At 43.4% G+C, this 14,000-nt stretch carries 15 protein-coding genes; 9 read left to right on the top strand and 6 right to left on the bottom strand.

The window, feature by feature from the left end; genetic code table 11:
* Nucleotides 1-13: 13 nt before the first annotated feature.
* Nucleotides 14-529 carry a chromate transporter gene (locus QTA56_RS16375; RefSeq protein WP_267982055.1) on the bottom strand — a complete coding sequence of 172 codons (516 nt, stop codon included), beginning with the start codon at nucleotides 527-529 and terminating at the stop codon, nucleotides 14-16.
* Nucleotides 526-1,098: a chromate transporter gene (locus QTA56_RS16370; RefSeq protein WP_267982054.1), complete on the bottom strand. Its 573-nt coding sequence runs from the start codon at nucleotides 1,096-1,098 to the stop codon at nucleotides 526-528. The genes QTA56_RS16375 and QTA56_RS16370 overlap by 4 nt, the downstream gene beginning before the upstream one ends.
* A gap of 104 nt (nucleotides 1,099-1,202) precedes the next feature.
* On the opposite strand from QTA56_RS16370, the gene QTA56_RS16365 reads away from it, so the two are divergent.
* The 4 genes from QTA56_RS16365 to QTA56_RS16350 all read left to right on the top strand — a co-directional run bounded on the left by QTA56_RS16365 (nucleotide 1,203) and on the right by QTA56_RS16350 (nucleotide 4,806).
* Nucleotides 1,203-2,108, top strand: a complete 906-nt coding sequence (locus tag QTA56_RS16365) for a LysR family transcriptional regulator (RefSeq protein WP_267982053.1) — start codon at nucleotides 1,203-1,205, stop codon at nucleotides 2,106-2,108.
* A gap of 164 nt (nucleotides 2,109-2,272) precedes the next feature.
* Complete coding sequence (locus tag QTA56_RS16360; RefSeq protein WP_267982052.1) at nucleotides 2,273-3,349, top strand: DUF1176 domain-containing protein; 1,077 nt, start codon at nucleotides 2,273-2,275, stop codon at nucleotides 3,347-3,349.
* A 69-nt stretch (nucleotides 3,350-3,418) separates the two neighbouring features.
* Nucleotides 3,419-4,156 (top strand): hypothetical protein, encoded by a 738-nt coding sequence (locus QTA56_RS16355; protein WP_411956113.1) that lies wholly within the window; start codon nucleotides 3,419-3,421, stop codon nucleotides 4,154-4,156.
* A 140-nt stretch (nucleotides 4,157-4,296) separates the two neighbouring features.
* Nucleotides 4,297-4,806: a hypothetical protein gene (locus QTA56_RS16350; RefSeq protein WP_411956112.1), complete on the top strand. Its 510-nt coding sequence runs from the start codon at nucleotides 4,297-4,299 to the stop codon at nucleotides 4,804-4,806.
* Nucleotides 4,807-4,918: 112 nt separating this feature from the next.
* Here QTA56_RS16350 and QTA56_RS16345 read toward each other — a convergent pair whose 3' ends face one another.
* The 4 genes from QTA56_RS16345 to gatC all read right to left on the bottom strand — a co-directional run bounded on the left by QTA56_RS16345 (nucleotide 4,919) and on the right by gatC (nucleotide 9,384).
* The gene (locus tag QTA56_RS16345; RefSeq protein WP_267982049.1) at nucleotides 4,919-5,992 is read right to left on the bottom strand and encodes a hypothetical protein; all 1,074 of its coding nucleotides are present in this window, start codon (nucleotides 5,990-5,992) and stop codon (nucleotides 4,919-4,921) included.
* A 73-nt stretch (nucleotides 5,993-6,065) separates the two neighbouring features.
* Nucleotides 6,066-7,535, bottom strand: a complete 1,470-nt coding sequence (gene gatB, locus QTA56_RS16340) for an Asp-tRNA(Asn)/Glu-tRNA(Gln) amidotransferase subunit GatB (RefSeq protein WP_267982048.1) — start codon at nucleotides 7,533-7,535, stop codon at nucleotides 6,066-6,068.
* Nucleotides 7,535-9,013, bottom strand: coding sequence for an Asp-tRNA(Asn)/Glu-tRNA(Gln) amidotransferase subunit GatA (gatA, locus tag QTA56_RS16335; RefSeq protein ID WP_267982047.1), 1,479 nt, complete (start codon nucleotides 9,011-9,013; stop codon nucleotides 7,535-7,537). Before gatA ends, gatB begins: the two co-directional genes overlap by 1 nt.
* A 53-nt stretch (nucleotides 9,014-9,066) precedes the next feature.
* Entirely contained in the window at nucleotides 9,067-9,384 is a 318-nt protein-coding gene (gene gatC, locus QTA56_RS16330; RefSeq protein WP_267982046.1) for an Asp-tRNA(Asn)/Glu-tRNA(Gln) amidotransferase subunit GatC, read from the bottom strand.
* A 133-nt stretch (nucleotides 9,385-9,517) separates the two neighbouring features.
* On the opposite strand from gatC, the gene QTA56_RS16325 reads away from it, so the two are divergent.
* From QTA56_RS16325 to rng, 5 genes are read left to right on the top strand one after another with little or no spacing between them, the layout of a single operon-like run.
* Nucleotides 9,518-10,558 (top strand): rod shape-determining protein, encoded by a 1,041-nt coding sequence (locus tag QTA56_RS16325; RefSeq protein WP_087546531.1) that lies wholly within the window; start codon nucleotides 9,518-9,520, stop codon nucleotides 10,556-10,558.
* A 17-nt stretch (nucleotides 10,559-10,575) separates the two neighbouring features.
* Complete coding sequence (gene mreC / locus QTA56_RS16320; protein ID WP_267982045.1) at nucleotides 10,576-11,433, top strand: rod shape-determining protein MreC; 858 nt, start codon at nucleotides 10,576-10,578, stop codon at nucleotides 11,431-11,433.
* Nucleotides 11,420-11,911, top strand: coding sequence for a rod shape-determining protein MreD (mreD, locus tag QTA56_RS16315; RefSeq protein WP_267982044.1), 492 nt, complete (start codon nucleotides 11,420-11,422; stop codon nucleotides 11,909-11,911). Before mreC ends, mreD begins: the two co-directional genes overlap by 14 nt.
* On the top strand, nucleotides 11,899-12,465 hold the full coding sequence (locus QTA56_RS16310) for a Maf-like protein (RefSeq protein WP_267982043.1): 567 nt from the start codon (nucleotides 11,899-11,901) through the stop codon (nucleotides 12,463-12,465). Before mreD ends, QTA56_RS16310 begins: the two co-directional genes overlap by 13 nt.
* A 56-nt stretch (nucleotides 12,466-12,521) precedes the next feature.
* Nucleotides 12,522-13,976, top strand: coding sequence for a ribonuclease G (gene rng, locus QTA56_RS16305; RefSeq protein ID WP_267982042.1), 1,455 nt, complete (start codon nucleotides 12,522-12,524; stop codon nucleotides 13,974-13,976).
* The last annotated feature ends 24 nt before the right edge of the window (nucleotides 13,977-14,000 follow it).

The raw sequence follows: 14,000 nt of genomic DNA, 5'->3' as shown, positions 1-14,000 counted from the left end.
GGTTTTTTTATGACTACAGCAAGCACATCCCAAGTCCAGCACCCAGTGCCATAACCCAGAGCGGATGAACTTTTTTAAACATCCCGAGAATCGCGGTCACAATTACGATTATCACCAGTAGCAGGTTTTGTGCGGAGGCATCTGCAATCAGCCATGCACTGACCAGAACCAAACCGACAGTAATTGGTTTAAGGGCTTTCTCAAAACGTGCCCGTAAAGGATGTGCCTTAAAACGTTGCCAAAACCTAAGTGCATAAATCGTAATAATGGAAGAGGGGCCAAACTTGGCGAGTGAGGTGACAAGCAAACCTGCTGTACCTGCCACATGCCATCCCACCAAAGGCACAATCATCATGTTTGGTCCAGGTGCCGCCTGTGCCATGGCAAACAGTGAACTAAACTGTTCCGCCGTCATCCAGTGGTGAACTGCTACCACCTGATGCTGCATTTCAGGAAGAATGGCATTGCCACCACCAAAAGCAAGCAGTGACAGTTGAGTAAATACGATTGCAAGTGACAGCAAAATCATGACTTTTTCACTCCCAATACCAGCATGTTCATTGCAAGCAAAATAAATAAGGTCAGTGCCAGTGGAAGCTTGATCCAGAGCATAAATACAAAGGTCAGTAGAATGGTAAAAAAGGTCAAATAGCTTTTTAAAATTGGCCTGAGCATTTTAAGGCCAGTCGCAAACAACAACCCTGCTGCTGCGGCTGCCAGCCCCTGAATCATATGCTTGACCGCAGGTAAATACTGGAAGTATTCGTACACCTGATAGAGGATCAGCACGATTGCAGTGGGTGCCGAGATTAAGCCAAGTACCGAGCTGATCGCACCTTTTATGCCCTGAAACTCCATGCCAATCGCAACGGACATATTAATGATATTACCCCCAGGCAATAACTGACACACGCCCAGCAGGTCGGTAAATTGACTTTCATCCAGCCAATTATGCTCTTCAACAATAATGCGGTGTGCCAATGGTAGAACACCACCAAAACCCATCAAGCCTAACTTCATAAAACCCATAAAAAGTGCCTTGTAATCAGGAGCATTTGCGAATGGTTCACGCTCTATTGATAGGGTTTGGACTTTCATTGGATTTACCTGACTTTTCATCTATTCTGGAAATAGCATGGAAGATTTATGCTATATTCACAAATGCTATTTTCTGCATAAACCATACTTTTTGAGTATATGAAATGGACATCCATAAGCTGAATGCTTTCGTTGCAGTGGTTGAGGAAAGTAATATTTCTAGGGCTGCTGTTCGCTTACACATGCAGCAACCGCCACTAACCCGACTGATTAAAAGTCTGGAAGAGGAACTGGACACCACTTTGCTGAAACGCTTGCCACGTGGGGTTGAGGTAACAGAAGCGGGCAAGGTGCTATATCAGGAAGCGATCACCATTCTGGCTCATGCCCAGTCAATACCAAAAAGGGTAAAAAATATTGCACAAGGTTTGGAGGGGCAACTCAATATTGGTTTTACCAACTCGGCAGGTCTGCATCCATTTCTACCTGCGGTGTTACGCCAGTTCCGTGAACAATTTCCAGCAGTTGCCATTCATCTGGAAGAGGATAGCAGCAGTGCATTAACCGATGCAGTAATCAATGAAAAACTGGACATTGTGTTTTTACGCAAACCTGCACCCATTCATGCCGAAGTACAAAGCCTGCATGTGCTGGATGAACCCCTGATTGTAGCCCTGCCCAATAATCATCCATTGGCGAGTCAGGAGGGCGCAATCCGTCTGGTAGATTTGGAACCTTATGAATTTGTGCTTTATCGACGTTTGGCAGGACAGGACCTGTTTGATAATATTCTGGCAAATTGCTATCAGGCGGGTTTTAATCCCAACATTGTACAGGAGGCACCGCGTTTAACCTCAAGCCTAAACCTGATTGCGGCTGGCATTGGACTTTCAATCGTACCTGCCTCTATTCAGGACTTCTGGAATAAGCAGATTGTCTATCGAACGCTGGAAGCGAAAAAACCATGTATTGCCCCGATTTATGCCATTTACCGAGCCAAGGAAAACAATATTCGAATAGAGCATTTCCTGAATTTGCTCAAGGAAAGCCAAAAATCTCAAACCACATGATTTAATGGGTAAAATGATAGAAGTTTAAAATTGTTCCAGCCAGATGCTGCTAAGATTTGTCCAGTGTGACTTTAATTTCCCTAAAATAACATACGCTTTCATACAAGAACATACGATCTAACTTGTTTAAAATTCTAACATTGCATAATAAATTGAATAGGGAAATGAAAGCCATGAAAAAGATATTGCCACTGTGCTATTTGCTTGCCATGAGCTCTATGGCTTTTGCCCAGGAAATCAAAGGCATTTCCTTTAGTCATCAGGAATGGGAAATTTACTGTAGCAATACAGGAACCTGTCGAGCTGCGGGCTATCACAATGAATCCAGTGATGATTATCCAGCATCAATCTTATTGACACGTCAGGCGGGCAAAGCTCAGCAAGTCACAGGTGAGTTTGCGCTAGGTGATGGTTTTATCGAACCGCCCATTCCAAAAAATCAGCTTAAAAATATTCATTTTTATGTCAGTGGCAAGGATTTAGGGCCTGTCTTGTTGGATGGCACTGAATTTCCACTTATGGGTAGATTGACCGCAGCACAGATGAATGGATTGTTGCAACAGGCTAGTGGAAAAGCAGACATAGTATTTAAAAACAACCGACTGCAATGGAATATTTCGGATGCGGGTATGACCGCAACATTATTGAAAATGGATGATTTTCAGAAACGTGTTGGAACGACAGGGGCATTGGTCAGGAAAGGAAAAATAAACGAAGCAAAAGTTTTAGCGGCCCAACCGAAATTGGTGGTGAAACAGGTTAAAACAGCCAGCAAACCTTATTTAACCCTACAACCTAATAATAAGCAGTATCAGTCAGTGTATAAATCATTGATGGCAGCACAACCCGGACCCAAAGAAGATGGTTTTTGTGAGGGAGTTTATACTAGTGATGGCATAAAAACTCAGTCGATTGAACTTTACAAATTAAGCAATAAAAAAGTATTGGCAATGACCCTATGCTGGCGTGGAGCATATAATGAGGGGTATGGAGCCTGGGTGTTGGATGAGTCTTTAGCAGGAAAAGCGGCCTTTGTGACTGAACATGCCTCAGGTTTTGGGGATGGGATAATCAGTAGCTCACAAAAAGGACGGGGGATTGGAGACTGCTGGTCAAGTGATGAATGGCTTTGGGATGGGCAGAAATTTGTACATACCAAAGATATGTGGACAGGCATGTGCAAGGGCTTGGCGGCAGGTGGGGTTTGGGAACTGGATTTGATTGAAAGTGTGGTTAAATAAAATGGCCGAATGATAAAGCACACAGGAAATTTTCCTATGATTAAAAATAAAACGATATTTGGCTATATCATGCTTGCAGGGATTTTGGGCTGTCTGGCGACCTCGGCTTTTGCTGCACCTTTACAGATTCTGGAATTTAAAAAAGCGCAATTCAGCCAAACTGAGCAAGATCAACTCTGTAAACAGGCCAAAGATTTATGCCAGCAAGATGTGCAATGGCGTAGCCTAAAAACTCCAGACCAGAATTTATGGATTTTATCGAGCCGTAATGATATTGCACAGTTTAAGCCTACAGCTTTGGGATTTAAATTGGTCAGAAAATGGAATATTGTGACAGTCGCAACTGAAGATGGTCATCATAATCAATATATATTTCCCAAACTTTTTCCACTCACTCAACAGCGTTATGCAATTGCAATAATAGACCAGTTTTCTGAAATGTATTCGGGTGGTGGGGCAAATATAGAACGGGCCAGTTTTTATGAACTCAAGGATTCGGGCGATGAGCATCGGTTTATTGAGAATTATCCATTCAGTTTTAGTCGCATGATACGGGCTTGTTTTTCTGAGCAGGATTATGAAAGTTCAAAAGGTAAGTGCCATGATGAGGATGGTTTGAGTCTGGATATACGTCCACTTAAACCTATGTTATGGCAATTTCGCTATCATTATCGTCTGGATGTATCACCAGCTTCGGATTCAAATGAGAAATCCTATCAGGGCAGCCGCAACTTGAATATTGATCTGAATAAAGTGCCTAAACAGCCGAATATTCCTGTGAATTGGGATTATACAGGTCAGGAGTAAGTTTCAGAGCATTGAGATGAAATGGTTGGCTATTTTTACATTTTGCCAAAGTTTTAAGGGCTGAAAATTACAGAGATGAACAGGTAATTAGATAGCTGCCGTGGTACAAGAACAATGATTGTGTTTTTGGAACTTTGCTGATGTCTTATATTTCTGCCTTTCGTAAATTTTCTCATTTGAGCCGTTTTGTGTTGATGGCTGTAGGTTTGTGGGGTACAAGCCAAGTGGCAATGGCAGGGCCAACAGTCGATCAACTCAGTGATTGTTTGGTTAAGGCAACGACAGCAGCCGATAAAACTACGGTTTTGCAATGGACTTTTACCGCTTTGGCTGCGCATCCTGATTTAAAGTCTTTTAGTAATGTCACGCCTGAGCAAAAAGATCAGTTAGACCAGAAATTGGCGCAGGTTTTACAGCGTGTGATTGTGGAGCAGTGTTCGACACAGACCAAAGCCGTGATTCAGACTGAGGGGATTCAAGCGGTTGGTGAGGCTTTTCAGCAATTAGGTCAGAGTGCAGGGCAGGATATTGTCAAAGACCCAGCGGTCAGACAGCAGTTGCAAGGCACATTGCGTTATATTGATTTAAATAAGTTAGTCACGACTTTTTTAACACCTGATATTTGGAATAAGCTGGGTGTGGTGAAGTAACTTGACTTTACCTTTCCCTAGGAGGGGGAGGTAAAGTCATATATAAAAATAGCTTTGAATGTTAATCTAACTTAAGTTTTTAAGTTTAGAGAAGACATGTGTTTTTTATGAATTAATCCATAACATCATTTAAATACTTTGGATCGACATAAACTTGTTCTTGAATCTCCCTAACAAATTTAACTATGTTTTCAATTAAATTCTCTAGGTTTTCTTTGGGGATTATGATCTTTTTCTGATCTTTAGTATATCCTGCGCGATGAGCACAATCATGTCTAATTTCAACAGCCTCTTTTAACCAAGTTAAATCTTGTAAATGGCATTTAAGAATATCTTTAAACATTGGAATAACAGTTTCAACGTTATGGAAAGACATTTCTTGTAATGCTTGTAATACTTCTTGTTTGAGTAAGTCTTTACCTTTTACTAAATCATAAATTTTGAATTTTTTATCTTTAATTTTTCCATCTTTACTAGCTTGCTCTAAAATAAGATCATCTGAAGACATAACTGTTTTAATAAAGGTGTTAGATAAGTAGTTTTCTAATGTTGCAATCAAAAAACCATGCAACATTATATAAATTTCATCTTCAAGAGAATCTTGATAATCTGCATTCAATATTTTATTTGCTCTTTCTATTTGTGAGGAAAAAATATCAAGAGGTTTTGATCGTAAGTAAAGCCACTGAAATTCTTCATGTGAAGAGAAACACATAGTTCTTTGAAATGCTTTTTTAAAAACTTCTTCTGTCAATATTCTTTCTTGGAGCTTATTAACTAAGACATCTTTAATAATTTTAAAATATTGATTTATTAATATTGTGTTGTTAGAGAAAATATTGTTGATATCAGAATAATATGAGTCATATTCTGGAAGAGAGAAAAAACTATCAGGTAGTGAGTCAAGTAAACGATCCTTTTCTTCTTTAGAAAAATAATCATTAAAAAATGAATGAGAGGAAATAGGATTAGATTCTGTCTGACCTCTGTATCCTAGTTTTATAGACCCTATCTTTAGACGTAATGGTGGATTCGAGGAATAGTCTATAATTTGTATGTCAAATGTTACTTTAAAACCATAATCATCCCAACGGTTATGGGATAAAACTATTAGGTAATTTGTGTATATAGATAAATCAGGAATATTTGTTTCACTATTTTCTTTAAAAAATAATTGTATTTTCATATTGTCTCAATAAATAAAAAACCCCATATTTCTATGAGGTTTTATCGCATAAAGGAATTTGGTTAGTCAATCATTAACCAATCAATTTCTTCATTAATTCATTCACTTGAGCTGGGTTGGCTTTACCTTTTGCAGCTTTCATGACTTGACCAACCAGACCGTTAAAGGCTTTTTCTTTACCAGACTTGTACTCTTCAACCATTTTTTCATTGGCTGCAAGCACTTCTTTGATAATCGCTTCAATCGCACCTGTATCAGTTTCCTGTTTCAGGCCTTTTTCAGCAATAATGTCATCCGCAGATTTTCCTTCTGCTTCCCACATAAAGCCAAACACTTGCTTGGCAATTTTACCGTTAATGGTGTTATCGACAATACGCGCAATCATGCCGCCCAATTGCTCAGCAGAAACAGGAGAGTTTGTCAATTCTAAGCCTGCCTTGTTTAAAGCACCTGAGAATTCACCCATCACCCAGTTTGCAGACACTTTACCTTGAGCGGCACCACCAGAAGCAGCCACAACCGCTTCATAAAAGTCCGCCATTTCACGGGACAGCGTCAATACATGCGCATCATATTCCGTTACGCCAAAGTCAGCCATAAAACGGGCACGGCGCGCAGCAGGCAACTCTGGAAGCGCAGCACGAGCAGCTTCAATCTGTTCATCGGCAATAATGACTGGCAACAAATCTGGATCAGGGAAGTAACGATAGTCGTTCGCTTCTTCTTTCGAACGCATCGAACGGGTTTCCATCTTGTTCGGATCGAACAAACGGGTTTCCTGATCAATCTCGCCGCCGTATTCCAAAATTTCCATTTGACGTTCAATTTCGACGTTGATCGCTTGCTCAATGAAACGGAATGAGTTGAGGTTTTTTAATTCGCAACGAGTACCGAAAGGTTGACCTGGACGACGTAATGACACGTTACAGTCGGCACGGAATGAGCCTTCAGCCATGTTGCCGTCAGAAATACCTAACCAACGCACAAGCGTGTGAATCGCCTTGATATAGGCAACCGCTTCTTCAACCGAGCGCATATCAGGTTCAGACACGATTTCAAGTAAAGGCGTGCCAGCACGGTTCAGGTCGATACCCGACATGCCCTCGAATTGGTCATGGACCGATTTACCTGCATCTTCTTCAAGATGGGCACGGGTCACGCCAATACGTTTGGTTGTGCCATCTTCGAGCTGGATGTCGATATGACCCAAGCCAACAATTGGATTGTCCATCTGGCTGATCTGGTAGCCTTTCGGAGAGTCAGGATAGAAGTAGTTCTTACGTGCAAACACAGACGCTTGGTCGATATAGGCATCAATACCCAAACCAAAACGAATCGCAAGATCAACCACTTCTGCATTTAATACTGGCAAGACACCTGGCATTGCCAAATCAACAAGGCTGGCTTGGGTGTTTGGGTCTTGACCAAATTCAGTCGATGAACCTGAGAAGATTTTTGATTTTGTCGCCAACTGAGTGTGGATTTCAATCCCGATAACGACTTCCCAACCGTCAATTAACTTTAACTTTTGAGCTTCAGCCATTATGCATTCTCCTCAGCAATTGCCGCACGTTTGGTGTGCCAGTCTGTATGTTGTTGATATTGATGCACAATTGAAAGCAATTGTGATTCTGACCAATAGTTACCAATCAACTGTAAGCCCACAGGCAAGCTGTCTTGATCAAAACCAACAGGAGCGTTGATCGCTGGTAGACCTGCCAGGTTCACCGCAAGCGTATAGATATCGCCTAAATACATTTCAGTCGGGCTGAGGTTGGCACCGATTTTGTACGCCGTGGTTGGTGCGGATGGTGCAGCAATCACATCAACATTTTCAAATGCTTTAAGGAAATCTTGCTGGATCAGGCGACGTACTTTTTGTGCCTTGACATAATAGGCATCGTAATAACCCGCAGAAAGGGCATAAGTCCCAATCAGGATACGGCGTTGCACTTCCGCACCAAAACCCTCAGAGCGTGAGCGTTTATACAGGTCTAAAATGTCTTTTGGATTGTCACAGCGATAGCCATAACGAACGCCATCGTAACGAGACAGGTTGGAAGATGCTTCCGCAGGAGCAATGAGGTAATAAGTCGGCACATAGGCTTCAGTCATGTTGAGATCAATCTCAACCAAGGTTGCGCCCATTTCCTCTAACTTTTTCAATGACTCTTCAACGCGTGCTTTTACATCTGCATCTAAACCAGCAACATTGAAGTATTGTTTTGGAATACCAATGCGTAAGCCTTTCACAGCTGTGCCATTTAAGTTGGCAACATAATCATCCACTTCTTTGTTGATTGAAGTTGAGTCTTTGGCATCATGACCTGCAATCACATTCATCAAATAAGCACAGTCTTCGGCAGAACGTGCCATTGGACCACCCTGATCCAGTGATGATGCATAGGCAATCATACCAAAGCGAGACACACGACCATAGGTCGGTTTTAAGCCCGTTAAGCCACAGAATGAGGCAGGTTGGCGAATTGAACCACCAGTATCCGTTCCTGTCGCAATCGGTGCTAAATCCGCAGCCACAGCCGCAGCAGAACCACCAGACGATCCCCCTGGAACACGATCAAGCGCCCAAGGGTTGGAGGTTGCACCGAAGTAAGAGTTTTCAGAGGTTGAACCCATGGCGAATTCATCCATGTTCACCTTGCCTAAAGTCACAAGACCCGCAGCCTTGGCTTTGGCAACCACAGTTGCATCATAAGGTGAAATGAAGTTATCCAGCATTTTTGAACCCGCAGTGGTTTTGATGCCTTGGGTACAAAAAATGTCTTTATGTGCCAGTGGAATACCAGCTAGTGCATGTGCATTGCCTGACTTTAGCACCGCATCAGCCGCATCAGCTTCTGCAAGTGCCTGTTCTGCTGTGACCGTCACATAACTTTTTACTTTTGGGTCAATATGGGCAATACGTTTTAAATAATGTTCGGTCAATTCACGTGATGAAAACTGGGCCTGTTTTAAGCCCTCGGAAAGTTCACGGATTGATAAGCGATGTAAATCTGTCATATGAAAAATTTCTTTACATTCTAAATATAAAATATTGACTAATCGAATAAATCTTATTCAATTACGCGAGGTACAAGGTATAAACCTGCTTCTGTTGCAGGGGCGACCGCCTGATATTCATCACGGTGATTACTTTCACTCACCACATCGGTGCGTAAAGGCTGTGGATTGTCAAATGGGCTTTTTAAAGGCTCAACATCATCGGTATTAATGTTTTTCAAGCTTTCCATCATGCCAAGAATTTTATTTAAACTTTGAGCATATTCAGCAGATTGCGTTTCATCTAGGGATAAACGGGCAAGATGCGCAATCCCTGAAACGGTTTGTGCATTTAAGTCCGTCGTCTGCTGAGCATCTGATGATGTAGACATAACTTTACCTAATTCAGTATCAAAAAATTGCAAAATATCGTGCGTTATAATAAGCGATTGACTTGTTCAAAGCATCACATTTCGTTAAAGTTGCCACCTTGTATTCACACAAAGTTTAATTGAGAACGCCCCCGTGATTCTAAAACGACTAATTGGCTTGTTTTCGCCGGATTTAGCCATTGATTTAGGTACTGCAAATACCCTTATTTATGCACCAGGCCGTGGCATTATATTAAATGAACCAACAGTTGTGGCCATTCGTCACAGTGGCTCACAAAAAATTGTGGCGGCTGTAGGAATTGATGCTAAACAAATGTTAGGCCGTACACCAGCGAATATTTCAGCGATTCGTCCAATGAAAGACGGTGTGATTGCCGATTTTGAAGTCACCGAGACCATGTTGAACCAGTTTATTGGTAAGGTGCACGAAAAGCGTTTATTTCCACCAGCACCGCGTGTGGTGGTGTGTGTGCCATGTAAATCAACATTGGTTGAGCGTCGTGCAATTCGTGAGGCTGTGTTCAATGCAGGCGCGCGTGATGTGCGTTTGATCGAAGAGCCGATGGCTGCCGCAATTGGTGCGGGTATGCCAGTTGAACAGGCATGTGGTTCGATGGTGGTGGATGTGGGTGGTGGTACGACCGAGATTGCAATCATTTCATTACAGGGTTGTGTCTATGCAGATTCACTTCGTATCGGTGGTGATGTATTTGATGAGCAGATCATCAACTACGTTCGTAAGGCGCACGGTTGTGTGATCGGGGAAACCACAGCCGAAGTGATCAAGAAAGAAGTGGGCATGGCGATTGCTGATGGCAAGACCCTTGAAATTGAAGTGCGTGGTCGTAATCTGGCAGAGGGGGTACCTCGTGCGATTACCGTAACTTCTGATGAAATCACCCAGGCGATTTCTGATCCTTTGCAAAGTATTGTGAGTGCAGTGAAATCCGCGCTTGAACAAACCCCGCCTGAACTGTCTTCGGATATTGCAGAGCGTGGTATTGTGTTGACGGGTGGTGGTGCGTTGTTGCGTAACCTCGATAAACTGCTTGCCCAGGAAACGGGTTTGCCTGTGATTGTTGCGGATGATCCTTTAACCTGCGTCACCCGTGGTGGCGGTAAAGTCTTAGAGTTCTTTGACAACCCAAACCATGACATGCTTTTCGTTGGTTAAACCATAAGGACTAGGCGGTGCAACCGAATCTTTTTTCAAGACAACCGCCATCTTTTCGCTCGTTTATCATTGCGGTCATTACATGCCTGGTGGTGCTTTTCTTTGACTGGCGCATGCCTTATGTAATTCAACCTGCAAGGGATGTTTTGTACGCCGCGTATAATCCGATTTATGCGCTGGCGAGCTATCCTGTACTGTCGCGAGAATGGCTGAACCAACAGACCAAATCTGAAACCCAGTTGCGCCGTGAAAATACCGCGATGCAGGCTGAACTCTTACAGGCACAGGTTCGTCTACAAAAACTTTCAGAACTCTCTGCGGAAAATAACCGTTTAAGGGGGCTTTTGGATACGCCATTGATTATTGATGGCCGTATGCAGATTGCGGAAGTGATTGGAACCGATGCTGACCCTTTACGCCATATCATCATTATCAACCGTGGTTCATTGGACCATTTAAAGGTGGGCCAGACTGTTCTGGATGATAAAGGCATTATGGGGCAGTTGATTAGTGTCTATCCGCACAGTTCTCGGGTGATGTTGCTGTCTGATAAGGAACACTCCCTCTCTGTACGTTTGGAGCGTACGGGGATGCGTGCAATCGTCTCGGGTACAGGTGATTTGGGACAGCTCAAAATGGAGTATGTACCCACCAGTGCCAATATTCAGGTGGGCGACAAGGTGTTTAGTTCAGGCTTGGGCGAACATTTTCCAGCGGGTTATTTAGTGGGAACTGTGTCTAAGGTGAGCCGTCATACTTCGGGTGAGTTTGCCGAAATTGATGTGACACCAGCGGCCCAGCTTGCAAGTGGTCATCATGTGGTGGTGCTGTTCTCTGAATCCTTGGCGCAGGAGCAGCCTTATGCCGATCGCTAAGCTGAATTATGAGAAGCGCAAAGACCCGCTTTGGATGATCATCATTTCCATCGTGATCGGATCAATCCTGATGGTCTACCCAATGGCCTATGAAGCTTCAGGCTGGCGCCCATCAGTGATGCTGATGATCATGCTGTTCTGGATTCTTTATCAGCCTGTCTGGTGTGGGGTCTGGTTTGCATTCGGCATGGGACTGTTTGTTGATTTGCTGCTGGATGCACCTTTCGGTTTAAATGCACTGAGTTTTGTATTCATTACCTTTGCGACACGTTATTTTATTCGTGAACGCCGTATCCTCACTTTTGGAAATTCATGGGTGATTGCGGTGATTGCCATTGTGACGCATATCATTTTTTTGTGGATCAGCCAGACCATTGCAGGGACACATTTTTCGATTGCGCGTCATTGGCAGCCCGTGCTGACCAGTATCGTGACGTGGCCTCTGGTTTATTATTGTTTACATAAATGGCGCATATAATTCTCGCATCAAGCTCACCCCGTCGGCAGGAGCTTTTAAGGCAACTCGGTCTGGACTTTGATATTTATAGTCCAGATGTTGATGAGTCTGTGCAGGATGGTGAAACTGTTGAACAGTATGTTGAACGTTTGGCGAGGGACAAGGCTCAGGTTGTTTTAAACCAGTACCCTGAAGCGATTGTGATTGCGGCAGACACCAGTTTAAGTTTTGCTGGAGAAATTATTGGAAAGCCAGAGTCAAAGCAGCATGCCTTTGAAATCTGGTCAGCATTTTCTGGACAATGGCATGATGTCTACTCTGGAATCTGTGTGGCAAGCAGCTCGAAAATCTTGAGCACCGTAGTGCGTACCCAGGTTGAGTTCCAGCGTTTGAGTCATGCAGAAATGGAAAAATACTGGGCCACTGGCGAACCGATAGGGAAAGCAGGTGCCTATGCGATACAGGGAATTGCCGCACAATATATTCCACAGATTCGGGGAAGTTATAGTAATGTTGTAGGCTTACCCTTATATGAGACAGTACAGTTATTAGAAAGCGTTAAGGCCTCAGTATAAAATTACCAGGCTGATACTTTCGGATATAAGAATTTTTATAAAATTTTGAGTTGGTTATGGCAGAAGAATTGCTGATTAACGTCACGCCGATGGAATGTCGCGTGGCCTTGATTGAAAATGGAACGGTTAATGAATTATTCGTTGAGCGTACGGTAAAGCGCGGTTTAGTGGGTAATATTTACAAGGGCAAGGTGGTGCGGGTACTGCCAGGAATGCAGGCTGCCTTTGTTGATATTGGTTTATCCCGTACCGCTTTTTTACATATCAATGATATGGTGTGGCCGCGTTCACAGCCAACCCCCAACGTTTTTGAGTTGCTACACCCAGGGCAAATCCTGACGGTTCAAGTCATGAAAGACATGCTTGGCACTAAAGGTGCCCGACTCAGCACAGATCTTTCCATTCCATCACGTTATTTGGTGATGATGCCTTTTGGCAACCATATTGGGGTTTCCCAGCGCATTGAGTCCGAAGAGGAACGTGACCGTTTACGCAGCATGATTGAGCGTATTCAGGCGGAGCATCAACTGCCAGGTAGTGTGATTGTTAGAACCGCCGCAGAGGGAGTGGATGAAGCGGCGATTGTGCAGGATATGTGCTATCTCGCCAAGCTTTGGGAATATATTCAACGTACCCAACAAAGTACTATTGTTCCATCCCTGATCTTTGAGGAATTACCTTTACCACGTCGGGTGGTGCGTGACTTGGCCAGTGAACAAACCGCCAAGATTTATGTCGATTCGCGGGAAATCTATGGCAAGCTACAAGAGTTCATCGATGAATTTATGCCAAGTATGCAGGATCGGCTGATTCATTATCCTGGCGAAAAACCACTGTTTGACTTATACAACGTTGAGGATGATCTACAGAAAGCTTTGCAAACGCGTGTGGCACTCAAGTCTGGTGGTTACCTGATGATTGACCAGACCGAAGCCATGACCACGATTGATGTCAATACGGGGTCCTATGTTGGTGGACGGAGTCTTGAGGACACTGTGTTTAAGACCAATATGGAAGCCACACAGGTCATTGCAAGACAACTGCGTCTGCGTAATCTTGGCGGAATTATCATTATCGACTTCATTGATATGCAGGAAGCCGAACATCGTGATGAGGTGATGCGTCAGTTTGAAAAGATGCTGGAACGGGATCATGCCAAGACCAAGATTACTCAGGTTTCGGAACTTGGTCTGGTTGAAATGACCCGCAAACGTACCCGCGAGTCTCTGGAACATTTACTGTGTGAATCATGCCCAACCTGTCAGGGGCGTGGTTATGTGAAGACCGCGGAGACAGTATGTTACGAAATATTTCGAGAAATCCTGCGCTATGCCCGTGCATTTGATTCCAAGGGTGGCTTTACTGTCGTTGCGCATCCAGCAGTCATTGATCGGCTGCTCACAGCAGAAGCCCCAGCCGTGGCGGATCTGGAACATTTCATCAATCGCGTGATTAAATTTCAGGTTGAAAATTTGTATACGCAAGAGCAATACGATATCATTTTAAGCTAAAGTTGTAACAATATTTCGCTTAAG

Origin of the sequence: Acinetobacter thutiue (assembly GCF_030385805.1) — a bacterium.
Lineage (GTDB): Bacteria > Pseudomonadota > Gammaproteobacteria > Pseudomonadales > Moraxellaceae > Acinetobacter > Acinetobacter corruptisaponis.
Note: the sequence above shows the minus strand (reverse complement) of the source record. Positions and strands in the feature narration are given on the sequence as shown.